The 3612-nt window shown below is 68.9% G+C and carries 5 protein-coding genes and 1 pseudogene; 5 read left to right on the top strand and 1 reads right to left on the bottom strand.

The annotated features are described in order from the left end of the window. From E3D03_RS20160 to E3D03_RS20150, 3 genes and pseudogenes are all read left to right on the top strand, one after another. Positions 1–394, top strand: a pseudogene (locus E3D03_RS20160) (phage tail tape measure protein); the annotation flags it as partial. After that, positions 394–1020 carry a DUF2460 domain-containing protein gene (locus E3D03_RS20155; protein ID WP_263568437.1) on the top strand — a complete coding sequence of 209 codons (627 nt, stop codon included), beginning with the start codon at positions 394–396 and terminating at the stop codon, positions 1018–1020. The pseudogene E3D03_RS20160 and the gene E3D03_RS20155, both read left to right, overlap by 1 nt. Further along, on the top strand, positions 1017–1901 hold the full coding sequence (locus E3D03_RS20150) for a DUF2163 domain-containing protein (protein ID WP_263568436.1): 885 nt from the start codon (positions 1017–1019) through the stop codon (positions 1899–1901). The genes E3D03_RS20155 and E3D03_RS20150 overlap by 4 nt, the downstream gene beginning before the upstream one ends. A 78-nt stretch (positions 1902–1979) precedes the next feature. Here E3D03_RS20150 and E3D03_RS20145 read toward each other — a convergent pair whose 3' ends face one another. Continuing rightward, positions 1980–2993: a dihydrodipicolinate synthase family protein gene (locus E3D03_RS20145; protein ID WP_263568435.1), complete on the bottom strand. Its 1014-nt coding sequence runs from the start codon at positions 2991–2993 to the stop codon at positions 1980–1982. On the opposite strand from E3D03_RS20145, the gene E3D03_RS20140 reads away from it, so the two are divergent. Both E3D03_RS20140 and E3D03_RS20135 read left to right on the top strand, forming a co-directional pair. Further along, complete coding sequence (locus tag E3D03_RS20140; protein ID WP_263568434.1) at positions 2944–3393, top strand: NlpC/P60 family protein; 450 nt, start codon at positions 2944–2946, stop codon at positions 3391–3393. The two genes, E3D03_RS20145 and E3D03_RS20140, sit on opposite strands and share 50 nt — an antisense overlap. A gap of 9 nt (positions 3394–3402) precedes the next feature. Continuing rightward, positions 3403–3612 (top strand): hypothetical protein (locus E3D03_RS20135; protein ID WP_263568433.1); only part of this gene is annotated, 210 nt, incomplete at its 3' end.

The following is a 3612-nucleotide window of genomic DNA, read 5'->3' as shown; positions in this document are numbered from 1 at the left end:
CGCCAAGCTCGCGGCGCGGCGGTTCATCCTCGGCCCGATTGCGAACGCGCTTTCGGGCGTCTTCGCCGGCGCGGGCGGCATTTTTGCCAACGTCCTGCATGCGGGCGGGATGGTCGGATCGGCGGGGCCCTCACCCTTGGTCCCGGCCATGGCCTTCGCCGCTGCGCCCCGGATGCATGGCGGCGGCATGGCCAGCCTTCGCCATGACGAGGTGCCCGCGATCCTGCAACGCGGCGAGCGGGTTCTGTCGCGACGCGAGGCGCAGAGCTACGGCGCGGGCGGCGGGGTGAACGTCACCATCATGGCGCGCGACGCCGAGAGCTTCCGGCAGTCCCGCACGCAGGTCGCGGCAGACATCGCCCGTGCGGTCTCGCTCGGGCGGAGGGGCATGTAATGGCGTTTCACGAGGTCCGGTTTCCGGACAACATCAGCCGCGGCGCGCGCGGCGGGCCAGAGCGGCGCACCCAGATCGTCGAGCTCGCCTCGGGCGACGAGGAGCGTAACGCCAGCTGGGCCAACAGCCGCCGTCGCTACGATGTCGCCTATGGCATCCGCCGCGCCGACGATCTGGCGGCCGTGATCGCCTTCTTCGAAGCAAGGAACGGGCGTCTCCATGGCTTCCGCTTCAAGGACTGGGGCGACTACAAGTCCTGCCTGCCCTCGGGCACGCCATCGCCCACCGACCAGGCGATCGGCAACGGCGACGGCGCGACGACCGCCTTCCAGCTCGTCAAGCGCTACGCCTCGGGCGCGCAGTCCTGGACGCGCGCCATCGCGAAGCCGGTGGCGGGCAGCGTGCGCATCGCGCTGTCGGGCGTCGAGCAGCCCTCCGGCTGGTCGGTCGACACCACCACCGGTGTCGTCACCTTCAGCGCCGCGCCGGGCGCTGGCGTCGCGATCACCGCGGGCTTTGAGTTCGACGTGCCCGTCCGCTTCGACACCGACGCGCTCGACGTCACGCTCGACCTCGAGCGGCTCGGCTCGATCACCTCCATTCCGCTTCTGGAATTGCGCCGATGAAGACCTTCGACCCCGCCCTGCAGGCCCATCTCGAAGATGGCACGACGACGCTCGCCTGGTGCTGGCGGATCACGCGCGCCGATGGCGTCACCTTCGGCTTCACCGATCACGACCGGACACTCAGCTTCGACGGGACGGATTTCGAGCCCGGGAGCGGGCTCACGGCATCCGAGGTGCGCTCGGGCTCGGACCTGTCGGTCGATGCGCAGGACGCGGAAGGCGTGCTGACCTCGGATCGGATCACCGAGACCGACATCCTCGACGGCCGCTGGGATAATGCGTCGGTGGAGGTCTGGCGGGTGAACTGGGCCGACACCGGCCAGCGCGTGCTGATGCGGCGCGGGGCCATCGGCCAGATCCGGCGCGGGCGGCTGGCCTTCGTCGCCGAGGTCCGCTCGCTCGCTCACATCCTCGGCCAGACGGTCGGGCGGACGTTCCAGGCCAGCTGCGATGCCGCGCTCGGCGATACGCGCTGCGGAGTGGACATCGAAAATCCCGCCTTCAGGGGCACCGGCGCCGTGATCGATCTCCTGCGGGACCGGGCGTTCACCGCCTCGGGGCTCGGGGGCTTCGCCTCCGGCTGGTTCACTTTCGGCACGCTGGACTGGACGAGCGGCGCAAACGCGGGGCGGCGCACCGAGGTTTTGGGCCATGACGTCACGGATGGCGTGGCGGTGCTGACCCTGCTCGAAGCGCCGGTGCGCGCGATCGCCGAGAGCGACGCCTTCACCATCCGCGCGGGCTGCGACAAGCGCATGGAGACCTGCGGCGCGAAGTTCGCCAACACCGCCAACTTCCGCGGCTTCCCACACATACCCGGCCAGGACGCGGTGCTCCGCTACGCCACCAAGGATGGTGGGCAGGACGGGTTGGTACTGTGAATGTCGTGCCACGAGCGGGTACGCCTCGTTGGCACCGGTGGTCAGTGCGCATGGCGCGCATGCAGGCGGAGAGCGGCGCTAGCCGGACAGATGTTCGATTGCGGCGGCGACCCTTTGGGTGTCATCCGCCCCCAACGGCAGAAGCGGCCGGGGCGCATCGCGTGTCGTCAAACGGAGAAGCCTCGCCGCTGCGTAGACCACGCGGAGAGAACCGTGTTCCCTGAAGAGATCCCAGAGCGGAGCGAGTTGGGCGTCGATCCGGTGCGCCTCCTCCGCCTTTCCCGCCTGCGCAGCCCTTGTCAGCTGCGCCGCGACCTCGGGGAAAAGCCCTCCGACCACGCTGTACCAAGTGTCAGCGCCGGCCAGAAGCGCATCAGCGCAACCCCAGTCGCCGCTGTAGCCGATCGCAAAACCTTGCGGCAGCGCGCTCCTCAGCCGGACGATCTCCCTCGCAATACCGCCATCCGCGGGAAGAGGCATCTTGACGGCGGCGATGCTCGGAACGGTCGCAAGCCGCTCGAGCAGGTCGAGGCTGAAGGAAAAATGCGTCGTCCCCGGGTTGTTGTAGATGCAAAGCGGCAGATCGGTGGTCGCGGCGACGGCGCGGTAGTGCTCGAAGGCCTCCTCCTGGGTCAGCGGCGTATAGGAGACAGGTGCCAGCAACAGCGCGTCGGCGCCCGCGTCCGCGGCATCGCGGGCCAAGGCGCAGGCCTCGTCGGTTCTGAGCGCACCGACCCCGACGACCAAGGGGACGGCGCTACCCAGGACTTCGACAGCGGCGTCGACAGCCCGGCGCCGTTCCGACCGTGACAGATACGCGTAGGTTCCGGTGCTTCCGAGAAGGCCGACGGAACCGACCGCCGCCTGTTTGAGACGATCAAGGAGTCTGCCGAGCTGGTCAGTCTCCACGCGCCCGTTTTCGTCCGACGGTGTAATCGGAAACGCCGACAATCCTGTGAAATCCATAATTATCGGCCAATCTCCGAAGTTCTCAACAGCGTGACGACGCCACGAAACGCCCAGAATGACAAGCGAAGCCATCATGAAAAAGTCGCTCGACTCGCCGGTCGATTGCGATGTGGTCATCGCCATCGCGCGCGCCTGGCTCGGCACGCCGTATCACGACCAGGCCAGCCTGCGCGGCGTCGGCTGCGACTGCCTCGGTCTGGCCCGCGGGGTCTGGCAGGAGGTCGTCGGCCCCGAGCCGTTCCCGATCCCGCCCTACAGCCGCGATTGGGGTGAGACCCGCCCGCGCGAGGTGCTGGCGGAAGGCGCGCGGCGCATGATGATCGAGGTGGAACCGGCGGCGGCTGGACCCGGCGCGCTGATCCTGTTCCGCATGAAGCCCCGCGCCATCGCCAAGCATGTCGGGATCCTCACCGGTCCCGACACCTTCCTCCACGCCTACGAGCGGCTCGGCGTGATCGAGGAGCCGCTCACCAAAGCTTGGCGGCGGCGCATCGCCTTCGCCTTCCTGTTCCCGCAACGCTGAGACCCCGACATGGCCACCCTCGTTCTCGGTGCCGCTGGCGCCGCCATTGGCGGCAGCATCGGCGGCGCGATCCTCGGCGTCAGCGCCGCGACGATCGGCGGTTTCATCGGCTCCAGCATCGGCTCCGTCGTCGACAGCTGGATCATCTCGTCGCTGACGCCCGCCCAGCGCATCGAGGGCGCGCGTCTCGACACGCTGCGCATCACCTCGGCCACCGAG

The organism is Paracoccus sp. DMF, assembly GCF_004407025.1.
Lineage (GTDB): Bacteria > Pseudomonadota > Alphaproteobacteria > Rhodobacterales > Rhodobacteraceae > Paracoccus > Paracoccus aminovorans_B.
The sequence above is the reverse complement of the archived record's forward strand: the minus strand, read 5'-3'. Positions and strand labels throughout refer to the sequence as shown.